The sequence below is a fragment of the Marinobacter sp. NP-4(2019) genome (assembly GCF_003994855.1).
In the GTDB taxonomy this organism is placed as follows: domain Bacteria; phylum Pseudomonadota; class Gammaproteobacteria; order Pseudomonadales; family Oleiphilaceae; genus Marinobacter.
The window spans coordinates 458,450-477,679 of the sequence record NZ_CP034142.1; the positions used below are offsets into that span (position 1 = coordinate 458,450).

Below are 19,230 nucleotides of genomic sequence, written 5' to 3' on the forward strand. Positions count from 1 at the left end.
GCTGCAGGCACGTTCACACGCTGAGTGCGGTTTCGACCTTTTCCAGGTTTTGATCAAGCTCCGCGGAGCTACCATCAAAGTGAACCGTCCCTTTCACAATCACCACATGACGGTCGCACAGCTTCTTCAGTGCCTTGATGTTCTTGTCCACGATCAGCGTGGAAATGCCCGATTCACGAATCGTCGCAATCACATTCCAGATGTCCTCGCGGATCAGCGGCGCCAGGCCCTCGGTGGCCTCGTCCAGAATCATCAGTCGAGGGTTGGTGACCAGGGCCCGGCCGATCGCCAGCATCTGCTGCTCGCCACCGGATAGCTCCGTACCGAGATTGGACAGGCGTTCCTGCAGGCGTGGGAAGGTCTCCAGAACACGATCGTAGTGCCAGCCGGATTCCCCGTTGCTACCGGGGCGTGCCGCCATCTGCAGGTGCTCCTTCACTGTGAGGTTGTGGAACATGCCACGGCCTTCGGGCACATAGGCGATGTCCCGGCGCATGCGCTTCCAGGTGGGCAGCTTGCTGATGTCCTCGCCGTCGAAATACACGTGGCCGCTGCGTGGCGGCACGATGCCGAGGATGGACTTGAGGGTGGTGGTCTTGCCCATGCCGTTGCGGCCCATCAGGCTCATGGACTGGCCCTTGGCCAGGTTGAACGACAGGTCGTGCAGGATGTGGCTGCGGCCGTACAGGGTATTGAGGTTCTTTACCTCCAGCAGGCTGTTGGTCATGCCGCTTCCTCCTCCTCGTCGTCTTCTTTCCCGAGGTACGCCTCTTTTACCAGGGGCTCGTTGCGTACTTCGTCCACGGTGCCGGTGATCAGATGGGTGCCGTTATCCAGTACCGTCAATTGGTCGGAGAGCTCGAAAATGGCATCCATATCGTGCTCCACCAGCACAATGCAGTAGGTTTGCTTGAGCTCGTTCAGCAGCTCGATGATGCGCTGGGATTCCTCGTGGCCCATGCCGGCCATGGGCTCGTCCAGCAACAGGATGCACGGATCGGTCGCCAGTACCATGGCCAGTTCCAGCTGGCGTTGTTCGCCATAGGAAATTTCCGCCGCAATGGTGTTGATCCGGCTTTCCAGCCCTACCTGATGCAGGGCCTTTTCCGCCGCTTCACGGACCAGTGTATTGGAATGACGCGACACAAACAGGTTGAAGCTGCCGGCAAAGCGGCGCTGGGCGGCCACCGCGCAGTTTTCCAGGCAGGTGGCGTCGGCATAGATGTTGGTTTTCTGGAAGCTGCGGCCGATGCCCCGGCGCACGAATTTCCAGGGTTTCATGCCTTCGATCTGTTCACCCTTGTGAAAGATGCAACCGCTGGTGGGCTGCAGGGTGCCGCACAGCATGTTCAGCAGCGTGCTCTTGCCCGCGCCGTTGGGACCGACCACGCCATGCAGCTGCTTATCGTGGAACTGCAGCGAAATATCATTGAGCGCCTTGATGCCACCCCAGTGTTTGCTGAGGGATTCGGTTTCCAGAATGATGTCGTTGGCCATGATTATTTCTCCAGCAGCTTTTCAAGGTAACCGGCCAGGCCTTTGCGCAGCAGCAACACCATCAGGATGATGGCGCCGCCCATAAACAGCATCCAGTCTTCGCTCATGTGCTCGAAGAAATACTGCAGGCCTTCATAGGTGATGGTGCCGAGAATGGCGCCGTAGATGGTGCCCATGCCGCCGAGGATGGACATCACCAGCGCGGTGCCGGACATTTCCCAGGTCATGAACTGCGGATTGACGTAACCGTACTGCAGGGCAAACAGCAACCCGGCGTAGGCGGCCAGGGTGCTGCCGATGACGTAGCTGATCAGGCGGAAGGCGAAGATGTTGTAGCCCAGGGCTTCGGTGCGCTCCGGGTTCAGGCGGCTGGCCTCGACAATGCGGCCAAAGCGCGAACGCAGGATGATCTTGATGGCCAGCAGGGTGATCAGCACAGCCAGCAATGCCAGGTAGTAGAAGTGCGTCGGGTTATCCAGGTTCAGGAAGCTCAGGCCGAAGATGCTGGTCTCCGGTTTCATGAAAATGAACAGCCCGTCATTACCGCCGAAATCCAGGGAGTCGAAGAAGTAGTAATAAGCCATCTGAGAGATTGCCAGGGTGATCATGATGAAGTAGATACCGGAGGTGCGAAGCACCACGGCACCGATCACCAGTGCGATCAGGGCGTTGAGCCCCAGGATGTAGAAGGCGTAGACCCAGAAATTGACTGACTCGTACTCAGGCGTGAGGATCACGAACAGGTAGCCCCCCAACCCGTAGAACAGGGCATGGCCCAGGGTGACCAGGCCAACCCGCCCCACCAGGAAATCCAGCGACATTACAAATACCGCCAGGATCAGGATGGTGGTGGCCTTCCCCACGAAGAACGAGTTGGCCTCCAGGAACAGGGGAATACAGAGGGCGATGACAAAGAAGATCGCCAGAAAGATGCGTTCGGTGCGTTTCTCGAAAATCATGTTCGGCTCCCGCTTACTTGGCGAACAGGCCCTGGGGCTTCACCAGCAGCACCAGGATCATAAAGATGTAGATAATCATGTTGGATAGGGTGGGCATCAGCACCGCTGCAAACGTGCTGATAACGCCCACCAGCAGGGCTCCCACGAAGGCACCCTTGATGGAGCCCATGCCGCCGATTACCACCACCACAAAACAGGTGATCAGCACGCTTTCACCCATACCCGGAACAATGGAACGCATGGGCGCGGCGATAATGCCTGACACCGCAGCCAACATGACGCCGATGGCGAACACGATGGTGTAGAGGCTTTTGATGTTGACGCCCAGGGCTTCGACCATTTCCCGGTTGGATTCGCCGGCGCGGATCAGCATGCCGAGGCGGGTTTTGCTCACCACGAAATACAGGGCAGCGGCGATGGCCACACAGATCAGCGCTGCGAAGATGCGATAAACCGGGTAACTGGAGTTGTCGGTGAAGGGCACCGATCCGCTGAGTGCCTCGGGAACCGCAACACCGTAAGGATCGTTGCCCCAGAGAATGCTTTGCAGGGAGTTGAATACGAAAATCATGCCGATGGTCAGCAGCACCTGATCCAGGTGGTTGCGGTTATACAGCCGCTGTATCAGAACCCGCTCGATGAGTATGCCGAGGCCCAGTGCAATCACCGCCGAGAGAATCGCGGAGGCGGTAAAGCTTCCGGTTACGGCGACGAAATACCACACCAGATAGGCGCCCACCATGTACATGGAACCATGGGCCAGATTGAGGATACCCATCACGCCGAAGACCAGGGTCAGGCCGGAGGCGATCAGAAACAGGAGCAACCCATACTGAAGGCCATTAATGAGTTGCACGAAGAAAAGTTCGGTAGACATAGTGATACCCAACGGTTTTACGGAGAAATACTTTCAGGTGCGGGTGACTGCTGTGGGAAAGTCCCCGGCCGTCGGGCCGGGGAGCGAGAGCCCGGGATCAGAGTTTGCAGCCACGGGCAGGGTCTTCCAGCGCTTCGGCAGCCACGCTTTGCACCACGTTCACGCCATCTTTCACTTCCCGCAGATAGATGTTCTGGATCGGGTTGTGGGCCCTGGAAAAGGTGAATTCCCCCCGTGGGCTGTCGATGGTCAGTTTCTCCATAGTGCTGATTACGGCTTGCTTGTCCGAGACGTCACCGCCGAGCTGGCCGATGGTGTCAGCGATGGCCTGGCCGGCGTCGTAGCCCTGAACGGCGTAGATGTCCGGATAGTGACCGTATTCGGTGTTAAAGGCCTCGCGGAATTCCTGATTCTTGGGAACATCAAGCTGCTCGGCGTAGTGCAGGCCGGTCATGATGCCCTCGGCGGCCGGGCCCTGAGCTTCCAGGGTACCCTCGGTCAGGAATCCGGACCCCAGCAGCGGGATCTTGCCGCGCAGGCCCATGGCATCAAAGTCCTTGGCAAACTTGATGGCGCCACCGCCGGCAAAGAAGGTGAAGACGGCATCTGGCTTCTCATCGGCAATGTCACTGACATGAGACTGGAAGTTGGTAGAGGGGAAAGGCAGCAGCACCTTCTCGACAATCTCACCGCCGCCGGCTTCGAACGATTCGGCGAATGCATCCAGGCTTTCGCGGCCCATGCCGTAGTTCCAACTGATGGCGTAAACTTTCTTGTAGCCCTTCTCAAGTGCGACCTTGCCCATGGGGTAGGACGGCTGCCAGGAAGAGAAAGAGGTACGGAAGACGTTGGGTGAACACAGCGGGCCGGTGGCCGCGGCGGAACCGGCGTTGGGGATAATCATAATGGTGTCCTTGCCGCGCAGCATCTTGATCATGCCCATGGCAACCCCGGAGTGAACCGGGCCAACCACGAAGTCCGCCTTGTGCTGGTTGAGCAGTGACGACGCCAGCTCCGGCGCCCGGGATGGTTTGGCCTCGGTGTCCAGTTCGATGAACTCAACGGGGGAGCCGTGAAGTTGGGAGGCCTTTTCCTTCAGCGCCAGCTTAAGACCATCGCGCCCGGCTTCGCCGAGTTGCGCGTAAATACCGCTGAACGGCAGCATGATGCCGATTTTGACCGGGTCACCGGCGGCCGCCAGGGCAGAGGTTGAAAGCCCGGCGGTAAGGGTGGTTGCCAGTACAGCGCTGGCAAGCGTATTGATCCTGCTCATTTCAACACCTCAGATTGTTGTTTTGGGTTCTGTCATTAGAGGCGTGATAGGGCTGCAGAAATATCCGTTTTCTGCACAGGGGTGTCCGGTGGTTGCAGAAGCCGCTCAATTGTTCGCGCTCAGGTCCGCGTAAAGCTGATCAGTGAGTCCACGCTGAACCTGCAACCGGTTCGTGATGCCCTGAACCACCTCCATACGCGCGACGGCACCCGCCTGGATATCCTTCATGGCCTGCAGCGCCTCGCCGGACTGATCCAGGCACCGGTTGCAGGATTCCCGGATACGTTCCATGCCGTTACCGGCGTCGACCGAAGTGGCGTTCAGACTGTCGGCGATGGCGCCAATGCCCTCGCTGGATTCATTGGCGCGCACGGCCAGGTTGCGCACTTCATCAGCCACCACCGCAAATCCCCGGCCGTGTTCCCCGGCGCGGGCGGCTTCAATGGAGGCATTCAGCGCCAGCAGGTTGGTCTGTTTGGCGATGTCCTGAATATTGGCGACGATGCTGCCGATCTCGGCGGATTGCTTGCCCAACTCGGTGAAAACGTCATCAATGCGGCCCATGAATTCGGCCAGTTCCCGCATCGACGCTTCTGACTCGGAAATGCTGCTGGCACTCAGGGTTACCTTGGCACCGGACGCCTTGGCCAGCTTGCCGGCTTCCGCCATTTCCTCGAGGATCACATCGACGTTGCTGCGCAGGTCGTCCAGGTGGCTGAGCAGTACGGGATCTGGTGATTCCGGAGCCGGAATCTGAACCTCCGGTTCGTGTACCGGTTCAGGCAGGGGCTCCGGTGCGGGTGCCTGTTCCCGGATCGTAATGATGGCTGGCTGCATTCTGGCGCAGAGGATGAACCCGGTGGCCGTCAGTCCCAGGGTCATGGCTGCGAGAGCGACTAGAGCCGCCTTGTCGGCCATGGCGATCATTATAGCAGTACAGGCGATTGCCAGAGTCAGTACACCGTAGACCGGCGTTTTTGAAGATCCGGACTCCGAGGTTTGTTGTTCGAAGGTGAGGGTGTTGTCCATGGTTCTGTTTCCGCTGGGCAAGGGTTCGCATTGTGCGGAAACGCTAAGGGATTTTGGGAGGCAAACCTATCCGATCAGTGCAGACGTTTATCCGCATTCTGAAAAACGGGCCTGGCGGGAAACAGAAAAACCAGACCGGGAGGCGTTTCGGCCTGGTTTCAGGGGCGATGCTCAGGCCAGATGATTAATCAGAATCTGGCTGAACCTGCCAGGGCATTCCACCGAAGGCACGTGGCCGATCTGCTCCAGAATGAGCGGTTCCGGCGCGCCACTGCATTCGGCCAGTGCCTGGAGCGCTTCCGGTGGCGTGGCCACGTCATCCGCGCCGGCAATCAGGCGCAGCGGCACCTGGTGCTCGCCAAGCTGCTCGCGGAAGTCTGCCCGCCCCAGCAATTCACACAGCAACGCATAACTTCGGTCGTCACCGCGACCCATGATCACGCGCCAGCCCTCGACCAGCGCTGGCTGCTGTTTGCAGGCGGCGGGACCGAACCAGCGTGGCACGATGTCCACGGCCATGGCCGCCAGGCCGAGTTCCAGCACATTGGCCGAGCGGGTGTTCCAGGCGTCGGCGGTGCCGATCACCGCACCGGTGTTGGTAAGTGTGGCCGAAAGCAGGCTGTCTGCATGCTGGCTGACAAGCTGTTGACCGATCACGCCGCCAATGGAGGTGCCGACAAAGTGGAGGCGTTCTGCACCGGCGGTTGCTGCAAGCGTCAGTGCTTCCTGAGCCAGGTCTTCCGGAGTAATGCGGTCGCTGTCTTCCGGCCAGGCGGCACTGGCGCCGTGCCCTGGCAAATCCCAGGTCAGTACCCGGAACCTGTCCAGCAATGCCGGTAACATGTCGTCCCACACGCCCTGGGTCATGCCCAGCGGGTGTGCCAGCACCAGCAGTGGCTTGTCTTTGTCGCCGAGCAGCCGGTAGCAAATGGTGCGACCGTTGTGTTTCAGAAATGCCATGTTTGCTCCTTACCTCAGACCCGTTCGATGAGTGTAGCAATACCCTGGCCGACGCCCACGCACATGGTGCACAGGGCGTAACGGCCACCGCTGCGCTGTAGCTGGTGGGCAGCGGTCTGCAACAGGCGGGCGCCGGACATGCCCAGCGGGTGGCCGAGGGCGATGGCGCCACCATTGGGGTTTACCCGTGGGTCGTCGTCGGCGACGCCCAGCTCACGCAATACCGCCAGGCCCTGGGCCGCGAAGGCTTCGTTCAGCTCGATCACGTCGATGTCATCAATGCTGATATCCTGCTTCTCCAGCAATTTGCGAACGGCAGGAACCGGGCCAATACCCATGATACGCGGTTCCACACCGGCGGTGGCCATGCCCAGGATGCGGGCCATGGGCTTCAGTCCGTGGGCTTTTACCGCGTTCTCACTGGCAACCAGCATGGCGGCGGCGCCGTCGTTAACCCCGGAGGCGTTGCCGGCGGTCACGCTGCCGTTTTCGCGGAAGGGCGTTGGCAGGGCGGCGAGTTTCTCCAGGGTGCTTTCACGGGGATGTTCGTCGGTGTCGAATACCAGTGGGTCCTGCTTGCGGCGCGGAATGGACACCGGCACGATTTCCTCGGCGAAGATGCCTGCCTGTTGCGCACGGGCGGTTTTCTCCTGGGAACGGAAGGCAAACAGGTCCTGATCTTCCCGCGATACCTTGTACTGCTCGGCCACATTCTCCGCGGTTTCCGGCATGGAATCGACGCCATACTGCTTCTTCATCAGCGGGTTCACGAAGCGCCAGCCGATGGTGGTGTCTTCAATCTTCTGACCCCGGGAAAAGGCGGAATCAGCCTTACCCATCACGTAAGGCGCGCGGGACATGGACTCCACGCCGCCGGCCAGCACCAGGTCCATCTCGCCCGCACGAATGGCACGGAAAGCGGTGCCCACGGCATCCATACCGGAGCCGCACAGGCGGTTGAGGGTGGTGCCGGGTACCGAAGTGGGCAAGCCGGCCAGCAGTGCCGACATTCGTGCGATGTTGCGGTTGTCTTCACCGGCCTGGTTGGCGGAGCCCATCATCACTTCGTCGATGGCGGCCGGGTCCAGTTCCGGCGCCTGTTCCAGCACGGCCTTGAAGATATGGGCCGCCAGGTCGTCGGGGCGAACGCTGGCCAGGGTGCCGCCGAAACGGCCAATGGCCGATCGGCGGGGATGGCAGATAAATACGTCAGTCATGATAGTCCTCATTGTTGGCCGGCATGGTGGGCGTTTGTGCGTGCTTTCAGGTCACGCAGGATGTCCAGCTCATGGGCGGTCGGTTCCGGCGTGGTTTCCAGCGATTCGGCAAAACGGATCTCCCAACCGGTGGCCTCGATCACCTCTTCCCGGGTCACATTCGGGTGCAGGGAGGTGACCACCAGCTCCTTGGTGTCCGGGTCCGGCTTGAGGATGCACAGGTCGGTGATCACCACAGTGGGGCCACGGCCAATATTGGGCACATTGTCCCGGGCCTTGCCGTCACGGCCAAAGCCAACGGTGGTCACGAAATCCACATCCTTCACAAAGGTACGCTTGGAGTGCTTCACGGTAATAAACACTTCTTTGGCGTTGGTGGCAATCTCCGGGGCCCCACCGCCACCGGGCAGTCGAACCTTGGGCTCGCGGTAATCGCCGATCAGGGTGGTGTTGAGGTTGGCGTAGCGATCGATCTGGGCGGTGCCCAGGAAACCGACACTGATGTGGCCTCCCTGCAGCCAGTAGCGGAACATTTCCGGTACCGACACGGTGGTCAGGGCAGACTCGCACAGCTCGCCGTCACCGATGGACAGGGGCAGCACGTCCGGTTTGGTCTGCAGGGTGCCGGATTCGTAAATCAGGGTCACGTCCGGCGCATGGGTCAGGCGCGCCAGGTTGGCGGCCTCGCTGGGCAGGCCGATGCCGACGAAACAGGTCATGTCGCTGGTCAGTGCGCGGGCGGCAGTGACGCTCATCATTTCCGAGGAGGTAAATTCAAGGCTCATCACGCAGCTCCTTTTTCAAACACGTTTTCTTTCAGCCAGGTCTGGAAGGTTTCCCGGTCCCGGGCGATGCCGTCCCATTCTTTGTAGAAGGCGTTGTCGCGGTCGTAATAACCCAACGCGTAGGACGGGCTGGCGCCTTTCGGGGCCTCGGCAATGGCGGTGACGGCCCAGGACGGCAGCACGCAGGCGTTTACACTGGCGTTCAGGTCGTCGACGATTTCCTCAACGGTCACGATGCTGCGTTTGGCGGCCAGCACCACTTCCTTCTGGATGCCGACAATGCCTTCCACCAGTACATTGCCCTTGCGATCGGCGCGTTGGGCGTGAATCACCGCCACGTCCGGGCGAACCGAAGGCACGGCGGCCAGACGCTCGCCGGTGAATGGGCATTCGATGAACTTGATCTGGTCGTTCACCTTGGGCAGGTCGCTGCCCACATAGCCGCGCAGCACCGCGAACGGCAGGCCGGCTGCGCCAGCTTCGTAGGCGCAGGCCATGGCGGCGTGGCTGTGCTCGAGGATTTCCAGCTTGTTCGGCCAGCCCTTCTCCACGGCATCCCGCAGGCGATGCAGTGAACCCACGCCAGGGTTGCCGCCCCAGGAGAAGATCAGTTTCTTCGCGCAGCCGGCGCCGATCATCTGGTCGTACACCAGGTCCGGGGTCATGCGGATCAGGGTCAGGTCACGCTTTTCCTGGCGGATAATTTCGTGGCCCGCCGCGAACGGAATCAGGTGGGTGAAGCCTTCCATGCAGACGGTGTCGCCGTTGCTGATGTGGCGGCTCACGGCCTCCTGAAGGGAGAGAAATTCAGCCATCACAGTGTCTCCATTGCAGTGATTGTTGAAAGTTCGATATGCGAACCTAAGTTTAATATGCGAACATGATGACCCGAAGGTTTTACCATCGTCAAGTACAAATTTTCACCAGTTACCCGAAATGCACGGATGTTCGGGTACCGAACGAGCTGTTAACATTCGCGGATGCTGCAGTCAGGCGAGGAAGGAGCAGGAATGGACAATCAGATTCTCAAACCCGGCGACCGGGACTATGTGGGTGCACTGGCCTCAGGACTGGAGGTGCTGCAGGCGTTTGATGCCGAGCATCCCCGCATGACCCTGAGCGAAGTGGCGGCGCGAACCGAGATGGATCGGGCCAAGGCACGGCGATTCCTGCTCACCCTCCACGCCTTGGGTTTCGTCAAGCGCAATGGCCGCCAGTTCGAGCTGACGCCCCGGGTGTTGCAGCTGGGGTATGCCTACCAGGCGTCGAACCAGTACCGGGCGGTGATCCAGCAGTACCTGGAGGACATTACTGCCGAGTTGGGGGAGTCGTCGTCGCTGGCGGTGCTGGATGGGGATGACGTGGTTTACGTGGTGCGCTCATCGGCCCGGCACCGGTTGATGGCCATCACCCTGTCGGTGGGCACCCGCCTGCCGGCGGCCTATACCTCCATGGGGCGGGTGCTGCTGGCGCAGTTGCCGGAAGCTGAGCTGGCGGCGTTTCTTGCCCGGTTAAAGCTTGAGGCGTTTACGGCATCGTCCGTGACCAATCCTGAGGTGCTGAAGAAGGAGATTATCAAAGTCCGGAAGCAGGGTTATGCGATAGTGGATCAGGAACTGGATTCCGGACTTCGTTCTGTTGCGGTGCCGGTGTTTGCCGGCAATGGTGAATTGCTGGGGGCGATCAATATCAGCACCAATGCGGCGCGGGTGGATATGGAGACGTTGATGGGGGTGTATTTGCCGCGATTGCAACAAGCGGCCGAGGCGGTTCGGCGGACGACGCAGTGAGCCCCCGGTGTCGGATTACGCTTCGCTCATTGTGCCGTTCACCGGTAAATCCGACAAACCTCTCACGGATACCGCCCCGTCAACCGGTTCTCCACCAATTCATCCAGAATCGTATTAGCCAGCCGCATCACCGCGTTCGGATTCTCTCCCCGTCGCCGCGAGGCAATCACCGGCACGGTTATGTTGTCATCTTCCAGCGGCATGTAGTCTACCCCTTCCCGGTGCAGCCGCCGGACCTGTTCCGGCACCAGGGTAAAGCCCATATCCGAGGCTACCAGCGACAGCGCGGTCTGCAGGTCGTTGACGTGCTGAATCACGTTAATCCGTAAACCCCGGCGGTGAAACAGGCCCTGGGTCAGGTCGGCGAAATTGGGGCCGGGGCTGGACGGAAAGGCGATCATTGGCCATTCCGACAGTTCTTTCATCGACGGTGGGTGCCGGGTTAGTGGGTTGCCGGCGGGGATGGCGGCGATCATCGGCTCGTCGAACAGCAGTTCCTGTTCCACATCCGGGTCTTCAATGCGTACCCGGCCGAAGCCGATGTCGATCTTGCCGGCTTTCAGGGCGTCCACCTGCTCCCGTGTTTTCAGTTCGTGCAGGATGATTTCCAGGTTCTTGTTGCGCCGCAGGCGTCGGACCATCAGCGGCAGTTGTCCGTAGAACACCGAAGGCACGAACCCGATGGAGAAGACCGTCTTGCGATGCTGGGCGATTCGCCGGGTGTCGTACACCGTGGCCGCTACCTTGTCGAGAACCTGCCGGGCCTGTTCCAGAAAATATTCACCGCCGGTGGTGAGTTCCAGCCCCCGGGGTTTACGGATGAACAGGTCCACGCCCATCTCTTCCTCCAGCTGTTTGATGGCACGGGTGAGGGGCGGCTGGGCGATAAACAGCTTTTCCGCCGCGCGGGTGAGGTTCAACTCCTCGGCCACCGCCACGAAGTAGCGCAAGTGTCTCAGCTCCATCCATACCTCCAGGGTATCGGTTAGTACTTAATCAATATTGGTTCATATCCGTGAAACTTCGTACTGTTCGAATCACAGGCATTTTAACTTGCGATTCGGAGAGCCCATGTCCGCAACCATTCAGTCCATTGAAGCCATCCTGGTCGACATTCCGACCATCCGGCCGCACAAGCTATCCATGACAACCATGGGGGTTCAGACCATGGTGATTGTGCGCATCAAGGATTCCGATGGCCTCGAGGGACTGGGTGAAGCCACTACCATCGGTGGTCTGGCCTACGGCCCGGAAAGCCCCGAAAGCGTGAAACTTACCATTGACACCTATTTCAGACCACAACTGATCGACCAGCCGGCTGACGCAATCAATACCCTCAGGGTAAGGCTAAACCGTGCGACCCGCGGAAACAACCTGGCCAAGTCCGCCATTGAAACCGCGCTGCTGGATCTGCAGGGCAAGCGCCTGAACCGTCCGGTCTCGGATCTGCTCGGCGGTGCATTGCATCAGCACCTGCCGGTGCTCTGGACCCTGGCCAGTGGCGATACCGCCAAAGATATCGACGAGGCCCACAGCCTGATCGCGCAGAAGCGCCACTGCGATTTCAAGCTGAAGATCGGCTCCCGTCCGGTTATGGATGATGTGCGCCACGTGGCTGCTATTAAAGCCGCAGTCGGTGACCAGGCCAGTGTGCGTGTGGACGTGAATCAGGCGTGGGACGAAACCACGGCCTCCAAAGGCATGGCCGAGCTGCAGGCGGCCGGAATCGATCTGGTGGAACAGCCCACGCCGATGAAAGATTTCGCCGCCCTGGTGCGGCTGTCCGAGAAATTCCACATTCCGATCCTGGCGGATGAAGCCGTCGCGGACGCAAAAGACATGTTTGCCCTGGCGGCTGCGGGGTTTGCCGGCGCGGTGGCGATGAAGATTGCCAAGGCCGGTGGCCCGGCCCGCGCGCTGGAGCAGGCCACCGTGGCTCAGGCTGCGGGTATCGGCCTGTACGGCGGCACGCTGCTGGAAGGCACCATCGGCACCGCCGCGTCCCTGCACGCCTGGTCCACTCTGGAAACCCTGCACTGGGGCACGGAAATGTTCGGCCCGCTGTTGATGAAGGACGACATCGTGGTCAAGCCACTGAGCTTCCATAGCAACGGCGTTGACCTGCCCGCAGGTCCAGGCCTGGGCGTTGAGATTGATGAAGACAAGCTGGCCTTCTATCGCCGAAAAGCGTAGGTCGCCGGAAATAAATACGCCGCAAAGATCGATAAACAAAGATCAAGAAAGGAGCGCACATGCTGTTCAAAGTCGAGATGAAGGTGAATATCCCCCACGACATGCCCGCCGAAGTCGTCGCGGACATCAAGTCCCGGGAAAAGGCCTACGCCCAGGATCTGCAGAAGCAGGGCAAGTGGCGCCATCTGTGGCGGGTGGCGGGCAGCTACGCAAACGTCAGCATTTTCGACGTTGAGGACAACGCCGAATTACAGGACCTGATCAGCAACCTTCCGCTGTTCCCGTATATGGACATCACCGTTGCACCCCTGTGCCGCCATCCGTCCTCCATTCATGAGGACGATCGCTAAGCAGGAATCGTTAACCCGATACCGGCCCCGCCAGTGGTGGAAGGGGCTGCACTGATGATGTTGCCAACTGATGGGATGTCTTGAGCAACAACAACAAAAGACCGAGGAGACCGACAATGACCGTTAAGACCATGCAAACCGCTGAAGTGAAGGAACTGCTGGAGAAAGTGGCCGGCTTCAACAAGGACGGTGGCAATGAGCGCGTGAAGAAAATCGTTCATCGCGTCATGCACGACATTTTCCAGATCGTCGAGGATTTCGACGTCACGCCGGAAGAGTTCTGGAGCGCCGTTTATTACGTCGGCGAACTGGGCGCGAACGGGGAGGCCGCCCTGTTGGCCCCGGGCCTGGGTATGGACCGTTACCTGGATATTCGTCAGGACGCCGAGGACGAGCAGGCCGGCCTGACCGGCGGCACGCCGCGCACTATCGAAGGCCCGCTGTACGTCGCCGGCGCGCCCATCAGTGAAGGCTTTGCCCGCATGGATGACGGCTCTGACAAGGATGCGGAAGTCATTCTCATCAAGGGTCGGATCACCGACGAAAACGGCGAGCCGCTGGCCAACGCCGTTGTGGATATCTGGCACGCCGACACCAAGGGCGCCTATTCCTACTTCGACCAGTCACAGAGCGAGTACAACCTGCGCCGTCGCATCAAGACCGATGCCGAAGGTCGCTATGCAGCCCAGAGCATCATGCCCTCCGGTTACGGCTGCCCGCCTGAAGGCTCCACCCAGCAGTTGCTGAACCACCTGGGCCGTCACGGCCAGCGTCCGGCGCATATTCACTATTTTGTGTCCAAGCTGGGCTACAAGCACCTGACCACCCAGATCAACATCGCCGGTGACGAGTACACCTACGACGACTTTGCGTTCGCAACCCGCGAAGAACTGGTGGTGGAAGCCAAACGTGTGGACCAGTCCGAAGACGGTGCAAGGCACGGTGTGACCGGCCCGATTACCGAGGTTGAGTTCAACGTGGCCCTGGTTGCCACCGACAAGCCCAAACTTCAGGAGCGCCACGCACGTCGCCGCGCCCTGGAAACCGAAGCTGCGTAAGCGCCAGCCAAGAACAAGACGGAGTGAACGACATGACCAGCAAACTCGACAAGCTCGCAGACAAGGTCCGCAACGCGGTCATCGCCGACCCGGAAACCGGTCGCTACCAGTGCGACCGCGGCATCTTCACCGACCGGGAACTGTTTGACCTGGAGATGAAGTACATCTTCGAGGGCAACTGGGTTTACCTGGCCCACGAGAGCCAGATCCCGGAGCCGGGCGATTACTTCACGGTGACCGTGGGTCGCCAGCCGGTGATCATTACCCGTACCAAGGATGGCGAACTGAAAGCCATCCTCAACACCTGCTCCCACCGTGGCGCCACCCTGTGCCGCAAGAAGCGGGGTAACAAGACTTCCTTTACCTGTCCGTTCCACGGCTGGACCTTCCGCAACGACGGTCAGCTGCTGAAGGCGAAGGACCAGAAGAAGGGCGGATACCCGGAGCAGTTCAACACCGACGGCTCCCACGACCTGAAGCAGATGCCGAAGTTCGGCAACTACCGCGGCTTCCTGTTTGGCAGCCTCAATGCCGATGTGGTGCCTCTTGAGGAGCACCTGGGTGAAACCACCAAGATCATCGACAACATCGTGGACCAGTCGGAAGACGGCCTGGAAATCCTGCGGGGCAGCTCGACCTACACCTACGAAGGCAACTGGAAACTGACCGCCGAGAACGGCGCGGACGGCTACCACGTGGGCACCGTGCACTGGAACTACCTGTCCACCATGGGTCAGCGTAACTACGACAAGGGCGGCACCGAAGCGGTGGACGCCAAGAGCTGGTCAGCCGAAGGCGGTTTCTACTCCTTCGAGAACGGCCACATGATGCTGTGGACCCGACTGCTGAACCCGGAGGTACGGCCGATCTTCAGCCAGCTGGAGCGCCTGGAAAAGACCTACGGGGAGGCCCGTGCCGATTCCATCGTCCGTACCACCAAGAATCTGTGCCTGTACCCCAACGTTTACCTGATGGACCAGTTCTCCACCCAGATCCGTGTGACCCGGCCCATCGACGTCAACAAGACGGAAGTGACCATCTATGCCTTTGGTCCGAAGAACGAGCCGGCGGAGCTGCGTACCAAGCGTATCCGCCAGTACGAGGATTTCTTCAACGTGACCGGCATGGGTACTCCGGATGACCTGGAGGAATTCCGCGCCTGCCAGAGCGGCTATGAAGCCCGCGACATGCGCTGGAACGACATGAGCCGTGGCGCGGTGCACTGGATCGACGGTCCGGACGAGCACGCCAACCAGATTGATATGAAGCCCACCATGAGCGGCGCGCGGCCGGACGACGAAGGCCTGTACGTGAACCACCACCGGCATTGGCAGGTGGAGATGACACGCGCGATCGAAGCCGAGCGTGCCCGTTTCATTCCAGTGACTTCAGAGGAGGCGTCGGCATGAGCCTGAGCTATCACGACATCGAGCAATTCATCATCCGCGAGGCCCGTTTCCTGGACGACCGCGAGTGGGACAACTGGCTGGCCTGCTATCACGAGGACGTCACCTACTGGATGCCGGCGTGGGATGACGACGATGAGCTGACCGAAGATCCGCAAAGCGAGATCTCGCTCATCTATTACCCCAACAAGGAGGGTCTGGAAGACCGGATCTACCGCATCAAGACCGAGCGTTCCGGTGCCAGTTCCATGCCGGAGCCGCGCACCACGCACTTCACCAGCAACCTGGAGATCCTGTCCCAGGACGACAGTGAAATAAAGCTGCGGTTCAACTGGCTGACCAAGGCCTACCGCTACAAGAAAACGGCTGAATTCTTCGGAACCTCCTTCTACACCCTGGACATCACCGGCGAGCAGCCGCTGATCCGCGAGAAGCGACTGGTTCTGAACAACGATTGCATCAATCAGGTGCTGGACGTTTACCACCTGTAATTGATGGGGAGAGCATCATCATGAGTTACAACATTGCGCTTAACTTTGAAGACGGCGTTACCCGTTTTGTGTCCTGCAACGAAGGCGAAACGGTTCTCGACGCCGCCTACCGTGCGCAGATCAATCTGCCCATGGACTGCTCCGATGGCGTCTGCGGCACCTGCAAGGGCGCCTGCCGTCAGGGCGACTTCGACATGGGTGAGGAATACATTGACGAAGCGCTGTCTGACGAGGAAGCCGAGCAGGGCATGGTACTGACTTGCCAGATGGTGCCCTCCAGCGATTGCGTGGTGGAAGTGCCCGTCGCTTCCACCCTGTGCAAGACCGGCAATGCCGAGGTCACCGGCACCGTGGCCGAGGTGAACCTGATCTCGCCCACGTCGATCGAACTGAAGATCACCGCGGATGACGACATTGCTTTCCTGCCGGGGCAGTACGTGAACATCCAGGTACCGGGCACCGAGGAGACCCGTGCCTACTCGTTCAGCTCAAAGCCTGGAAGCCGCGATCTCAGTTTCCTGATCCGCAATGTGCCGGGCGGGCTGATGAGCTCCTGGCTGGTGGGCAAGGCCCGTACCGGTGACAAGGTGACCCTGACCGGCCCCATGGGCAGCTTCTACCTGCGCTCGATCGAGCGTCCGGTACTGATGCTGGCCGGTGGCACCGGCCTGGCGCCATTCCTGGCGAAGCTGGAACACATGAAGGCCAATGGCTGCGATCTGCCGACGTATCTGGTCTACGGCGTCAGCAGTGACGACGACCTGGTGTGCCTGGATATCCTGGACCGCTTCACCGAGGAGCTGGACAACTTCAGCTATGTCACTGTTGTGTCCGGTGAGGAAAGCGATCATCCGCGTAAGGGGTATGTCACCCAGCATATGGATGAAGCGCCGCTGAACGAAGGCGATGTGGATGTCTATCTGTGTGGGCCGCCGCCGATGGTGGACTCCGTGCTCGGGTTCTTCCGCGAGAGGGGCATCGAACCGAACTCGTTCCACTATGAGAAGTTCACGCCCAGCGTACCGGCGGCCAGGGAGAAGGTCGCATGAAGGATCGCTTCACCGACAAGGTCATGGTGATTACCGGCGCTGCCCAGGGCATTGGCAAACGAGTGGCCGAACTGGCTGCTGCCGAGGGCGCCCGGTTGCTGCTGGTCGATATCGCGGATTACGTACAGGGTGTGGCTGCCGAGCTGCGTGACCAGGGCGCCGACGCTGTTGCGGTCCAGGCCAACCTGGAAACCTGGGCCGGCGCCGAAACCATCATGGCTCACGCGCAAGAGCAGTTTGGCCGCATCGACATCCTGATCAACAACGTCGGCGGCACGATCTGGGCGCAACCGTTCGAGCATTACACCCCGGAGCAGATCGAAAAGGAAATCCAGCGTTCGCTGTTCACCACAATGTGGTGTTGTCGCGCGGTGCTGCCCTACATGCTGGAGCAGAAGAGCGGGGTGATCGTGAACGTGTCATCCGTGGCCACCCGGGGGCTGATGCGCGTGCCCTATGGCGCGGCCAAGGGCGGCGTCAACGCCATGACCGTGAATATGGCGTACGAGTACGCGCCCCACAACATCCGCGTAAATGCCGCCGCGCCCGGTGGTACCGAGGCACCGCCGCGGCTGACGCCGCGCAACGCGCAGGAGCAGAGCGAACAGGAAAAGGCCTGGTATCAGACGCTGATCGACCAGACCACGGAAAACAGCTTCATGCATCGTTATGGAACCCTGGATGAACAGGCCGAACCGATCCTGTTCCTGGCATCGGATGCGTCTTCCTACATGACCGGCACCGTCCTGCCCGTGGCAGGCGGCGATCTCGGTTAGTCAATCACATCAACTCCGTACAAGAACAAAAGCGGAAGTGAGAGATCATGAGAAACATCGACGTAAACGACGTTATTGATAACGCCGCATTCAACAAGTTTCACTGGAAGGTACTCTTCTGGTGCACCCTGATCATCATCTTCGATGGCTACGATCTGGTGATCTACGGCGTGGTACTGCCCATCCTGATGGACCAGTGGGACCTGAACCCATACGTGGCCGGGCTTCTGGGTAGCAGTGCCCTGTTCGGGATGATGTTCGGGGCCATGGGCTTCGGCATGCTGTCGGACCGGCTGGGCCGCAAAAAGGTCATTATTGCCTGTGTGGTGTTGTTCAGTGTCACCACGGTGATCAACGGCTTTGCCACCACGCCCTGGCAGTTCGGTATCCTGCGGTTTATAGCCGGCCTCGGCATCGGCGGTGTCATGCCAAACGTGGTCTCGCTGATGAGTGAATACTCACCGGCGCGCAAGCGCAGCACCCTGGTGGCCCTGATGTTCAGTGGTTACGCCGTAGGCGGCATGATGTCCGCCGGCCTGGGGATCTGGATCGTGCCCAACTATGGTTGGGAGATCATGTTCTATCTGGCCGTCGTGCCGATGTTGATGTTGCCGTTCATGGTGAAATTCCTGCCGGAATCGGTGGCGTTCCTGATGGCCCAGAAACGGGAGGGCGAGGCGCGCGATATCCTGACCCAGGTGGCGCCGTTCAAGCACATCAATGAACAGGACGTACTGCAGGTACCGCCGACCACTGACAGCAAGGCACCGGTGCTGGAGCTGTTCCGCGACGGTCGCGCCATGAGCACCGTCATGTTCTGGATCGCATTCTTCTGCTGCCTGCTGATGGTCTACGCGCTGGGTTCCTGGTTGCCGAAGCTAATGTCCAATGCCGGCTACGCCCTGAGTTCCAGCCTGATGTTCCTGATGGTACTGAATATCGGTGCAATCGTTGGCGCGGTCGGTGGCGGCTGGCTGGCGGATCGGTTTTCGCTGCGCTCGGTGCTGGTGTCCTTCTTTATCCTTGGTTCGGGGTCGTTGGTGTTGCTGGGTTATGAAAGCCCGATGTGGTTCCTCTATACCCTGGTGGGCATTGCCGGCGCGACGACCATTGGCTCCCAGATACTGTTGTATGCCTATGTTGCCCAGTACTACCCGACCAGTATCCGTTCCACGGGGCTGGGTTGGGCCTCGGGTATCGGCCGTAACGGCGCGATCGTTGGACCGCTGCTGGGTGGCGCGCTGCTGGCCATGGCGTTACCGCACCAGATGAATTTCCTGGCACTGGCCATCCCCGGCGCCATCGCGACCATCGCTGTGGCGCTTGTCGGTCGCGGTGGATTCGGCTTCGAACAGGAACCGGCGGTGCAGAACGCCGGTATGGTTACCAGCGGAAACTGAAGAATTGGAGCGTTGATGCGACCCACGGGTAGACTGTCAGTCTGACCCTCCTTGGCCCCGGCGCGTAAGCGCCCGGGGCCCTTTTTCGTTGAACCGGACCATAAAATCAATAACGGATTC

General features: G+C 60.1%; 20 protein-coding genes. 9 read left to right on the forward strand and 11 right to left on the reverse strand.

Going from position 1 to position 19,230, the window contains the following annotated elements; all coding sequences use genetic code 11:
- Positions 1-13: 13 nt before the first annotated feature.
- The 10 genes from EHN06_RS02005 to EHN06_RS02050 all read right to left on the reverse strand — a co-directional run bounded on the left by EHN06_RS02005 (position 14) and on the right by EHN06_RS02050 (position 9,412).
- Positions 14-727: an ABC transporter ATP-binding protein gene (locus EHN06_RS02005; RefSeq protein ID WP_127329700.1), complete on the reverse strand. Its 714-nt coding sequence runs from the start codon at positions 725-727 to the stop codon at positions 14-16.
- Positions 724-1,497 (reverse strand): ABC transporter ATP-binding protein, encoded by a 774-nt coding sequence (locus tag EHN06_RS02010; protein WP_127329702.1) that lies wholly within the window; start codon positions 1,495-1,497, stop codon positions 724-726. Before EHN06_RS02010 ends, EHN06_RS02005 begins: the two co-directional genes overlap by 4 nt.
- Positions 1,498-1,499: 2 nt before the next feature.
- Positions 1,500-2,456: a branched-chain amino acid ABC transporter permease gene (locus EHN06_RS02015; RefSeq protein WP_127329704.1), complete on the reverse strand. Its 957-nt coding sequence runs from the start codon at positions 2,454-2,456 to the stop codon at positions 1,500-1,502.
- A gap of 13 nt (positions 2,457-2,469) precedes the next feature.
- On the reverse strand, positions 2,470-3,333 hold the full coding sequence (locus tag EHN06_RS02020; protein ID WP_127329706.1) for a branched-chain amino acid ABC transporter permease: 864 nt from the start codon (positions 3,331-3,333) through the stop codon (positions 2,470-2,472).
- Between the two features lie 97 nt (positions 3,334-3,430).
- The gene (locus EHN06_RS02025; protein WP_127329708.1) at positions 3,431-4,606 is read right to left on the reverse strand and encodes an ABC transporter substrate-binding protein; all 1,176 of its coding nucleotides are present in this window, start codon (positions 4,604-4,606) and stop codon (positions 3,431-3,433) included.
- A 105-nt stretch (positions 4,607-4,711) separates the two neighbouring features.
- Entirely contained in the window at positions 4,712-5,635 is a 924-nt protein-coding gene (locus tag EHN06_RS21665) for a methyl-accepting chemotaxis protein (protein ID WP_127329710.1), read from the reverse strand.
- A gap of 171 nt (positions 5,636-5,806) precedes the next feature.
- Positions 5,807-6,595 (reverse strand): alpha/beta fold hydrolase, encoded by a 789-nt coding sequence (locus tag EHN06_RS02035; protein ID WP_127329712.1) that lies wholly within the window; start codon positions 6,593-6,595, stop codon positions 5,807-5,809.
- 14 nt (positions 6,596-6,609) lie between these two features.
- The gene (pcaF, locus tag EHN06_RS02040; protein WP_323053027.1) at positions 6,610-7,815 is read right to left on the reverse strand and encodes a 3-oxoadipyl-CoA thiolase; all 1,206 of its coding nucleotides are present in this window, start codon (positions 7,813-7,815) and stop codon (positions 6,610-6,612) included.
- A gap of 5 nt (positions 7,816-7,820) precedes the next feature.
- Positions 7,821-8,597, reverse strand: coding sequence for a CoA-transferase subunit beta (locus EHN06_RS02045; protein WP_127329716.1), 777 nt, complete (start codon positions 8,595-8,597; stop codon positions 7,821-7,823).
- Complete coding sequence (locus tag EHN06_RS02050) at positions 8,597-9,412, reverse strand: CoA transferase subunit A (protein ID WP_127329718.1); 816 nt, start codon at positions 9,410-9,412, stop codon at positions 8,597-8,599. Before EHN06_RS02050 ends, EHN06_RS02045 begins: the two co-directional genes overlap by 1 nt.
- 195 nt (positions 9,413-9,607) lie before the next feature.
- Here EHN06_RS02050 and EHN06_RS02055 point away from each other — a divergent pair, with 195 nt between their 5' ends.
- Positions 9,608-10,387, forward strand: coding sequence for an IclR family transcriptional regulator domain-containing protein (locus EHN06_RS02055; RefSeq protein WP_127329720.1), 780 nt, complete (start codon positions 9,608-9,610; stop codon positions 10,385-10,387).
- Between the two features lie 62 nt (positions 10,388-10,449).
- Here EHN06_RS02055 and EHN06_RS02060 read toward each other — a convergent pair whose 3' ends face one another.
- A complete protein-coding gene (locus tag EHN06_RS02060; RefSeq protein WP_127329722.1) occupies positions 10,450-11,352 on the reverse strand; it encodes a LysR family transcriptional regulator in 903 nt (300 codons plus the stop codon).
- 106 nt (positions 11,353-11,458) lie between these two features.
- On the opposite strand from EHN06_RS02060, the gene EHN06_RS02065 reads away from it, so the two are divergent.
- The 8 genes from EHN06_RS02065 (at position 11,459) to EHN06_RS02100 (ending at position 19,110) form a co-directional block, all read left to right on the forward strand.
- Complete coding sequence (locus EHN06_RS02065) at positions 11,459-12,580, forward strand: muconate/chloromuconate family cycloisomerase (RefSeq protein ID WP_127329724.1); 1,122 nt, start codon at positions 11,459-11,461, stop codon at positions 12,578-12,580.
- A gap of 59 nt (positions 12,581-12,639) precedes the next feature.
- The gene (gene catC / locus EHN06_RS02070; protein WP_127329726.1) at positions 12,640-12,930 is read left to right on the forward strand and encodes a muconolactone Delta-isomerase; all 291 of its coding nucleotides are present in this window, start codon (positions 12,640-12,642) and stop codon (positions 12,928-12,930) included.
- 116 nt (positions 12,931-13,046) lie between these two features.
- Positions 13,047-13,988 (forward strand): catechol 1,2-dioxygenase, encoded by a 942-nt coding sequence (gene catA, locus EHN06_RS02075; protein WP_127329728.1) that lies wholly within the window; start codon positions 13,047-13,049, stop codon positions 13,986-13,988.
- A 32-nt stretch (positions 13,989-14,020) separates the two neighbouring features.
- A complete protein-coding gene (locus EHN06_RS02080; RefSeq protein WP_127329730.1) occupies positions 14,021-15,397 on the forward strand; it encodes a Rieske 2Fe-2S domain-containing protein in 1,377 nt (458 codons plus the stop codon).
- Positions 15,394-15,885, forward strand: coding sequence for a benzoate 1,2-dioxygenase small subunit (gene benB / locus EHN06_RS02085; RefSeq protein ID WP_127329732.1), 492 nt, complete (start codon positions 15,394-15,396; stop codon positions 15,883-15,885). The genes EHN06_RS02080 and benB overlap by 4 nt, the downstream gene beginning before the upstream one ends.
- A 20-nt stretch (positions 15,886-15,905) precedes the next feature.
- A complete protein-coding gene (gene benC, locus EHN06_RS02090; RefSeq protein ID WP_127329734.1) occupies positions 15,906-16,934 on the forward strand; it encodes a benzoate 1,2-dioxygenase electron transfer component BenC in 1,029 nt (342 codons plus the stop codon).
- Complete coding sequence (gene benD / locus EHN06_RS02095) at positions 16,931-17,710, forward strand: benzoate diol dehydrogenase BenD (RefSeq protein WP_127329736.1); 780 nt, start codon at positions 16,931-16,933, stop codon at positions 17,708-17,710. The genes benC and benD overlap by 4 nt, the downstream gene beginning before the upstream one ends.
- A 47-nt stretch (positions 17,711-17,757) precedes the next feature.
- On the forward strand, positions 17,758-19,110 hold the full coding sequence (locus tag EHN06_RS02100; RefSeq protein ID WP_127329738.1) for an MFS transporter: 1,353 nt from the start codon (positions 17,758-17,760) through the stop codon (positions 19,108-19,110).
- Positions 19,111-19,230 lie beyond the last annotated feature (120 nt).